Origin of the sequence: Nitrososphaera sp. (assembly GCF_050748925.1) — an archaeon.
GTDB lineage: Archaea > Thermoproteota > Nitrososphaeria > Nitrososphaerales > Nitrososphaeraceae > Nitrososphaera.
Genome location: NZ_JBOGQF010000251.1, coordinates 1 through 1,143 on the forward strand (window position 1 = coordinate 1; position 1,143 = coordinate 1,143).

Annotated in this window: 3 protein-coding genes; all 3 read left to right on the forward strand. The window is 55.6% G+C overall.

Annotated elements, in window-relative coordinates; genetic code table 11:
* On the forward strand, positions 1 to 160 hold a 160-nt coding region (locus ACREAY_RS12025), incomplete at its 5' end, for a tyrosine-type recombinase/integrase (protein WP_431756005.1).
* Positions 161 to 247: 87 nt separating this feature from the next.
* Complete coding sequence (locus ACREAY_RS12030) at positions 248 to 388, forward strand: hypothetical protein (protein WP_431756003.1); 141 nt, start codon at positions 248 to 250, stop codon at positions 386 to 388.
* Positions 385 to 1,143 (forward strand): bifunctional DNA primase/polymerase (locus tag ACREAY_RS12035; RefSeq protein WP_431756004.1); only part of this gene is annotated, 759 nt, incomplete at its 3' end. The genes ACREAY_RS12030 and ACREAY_RS12035, both read left to right, overlap by 4 nt.

A 1,143-nucleotide genomic window follows, 5' to 3' on the forward strand; every position in this document is an offset into this window, starting at 1 on the left:
TACCCGTGCTGGGATCGAAGAGCTACGCTTTCATGACCTACGCCACGAAGCAACGAGCAGGTTGTTTGAAAAGGCCTTAAACGTCATGGAAGTTGCGTCGATTACTGGGCACAGGGACCTGCGGATGTTGCAACGTTATACGCACCTTAGAGTCACCTGATCCTGAGGTGGCTTTTGGTGCGCTCACCCGTGCGGCATGTTGTTTGCCTAACTCTCAGATTAGCGACACTTTTCCGTCGCTCAGTCTATGGGAGAGCCGACGAACATGACCGTCCACAACTTTAACGACTCGCTGAAACGCGCCCTTATCTGCCAAGAAAGCTGGTTGACCGCACTTTCCCTCTTGCTGAGCACGACTTGCGGGACGGTGGCCGTAAAAGAGTCGTGAGAACCGTGGTTAACATGTATAGAACATTCCCATTAGCCACAAACTCCAAGGTGCCCTTAGCTGGAAGCAAGGGCTTAAAGGACGCCGCCTATGAACCTATAGACGGCAACTACGGCATAGCGACCGGTGAGTACAAAGACGGCTACTTTGCCGTTGTGGACATTGACGTCAAGAACGGCAAGAACGGCTTCGAGAGCTTACAGGCAGCAGGGATCGAGCTGCCTGCGACTTACACCGTGGCTACTGCAAACGGTGGTCAGCACCACTACTACTGCACAAGCACGCTGCTTGGGTCCAGAAACAACCTCCTGGAAGGCGTCGACCTCAAGGGCGACGGTGGATATGTTGTCGGACCGGGGTCGATGATCGACGGGCGTTCATACACAGTCATAGACGACCGGCCCCTCGCAGTTTTGCCAGAGTGGTCCCCGGCCGGGCTGCAGGACACACGGGGGCAGCGCTGCCGTAGCACTATGCGGCAACCACGCACTGTCGCCACGCGGGAACCCACGTACACGGTCCCGAAAATCAGCGCTGAGCTGGAGGTGATTGATCCCAACAGCGGTTATGACGACTGGCGAGACATAATCTGGTGTGTCAGGGCGATCTGGGGTAACACGCAAAATGTTCTGGACGCCTGCAATGACTGGTCTCAGCAGAGTCATAAGTACAAGGCGGGCGACGTAGAGAAAGTCTGGGAGAGCTTCGACTCAGAAGCTTTCACCGCAGATCCCCACAAAAGGCTAGGTGAGTTG

Bases quoted from the DNA above. Each gene is read 5' to 3' on its own strand.
- ACREAY_RS12030 (WP_431756003.1), top strand. From the start codon at position 248: ATGGGAGAGCCGACGAACATGACCGTCCACAACTTTAACGACTCGCTG.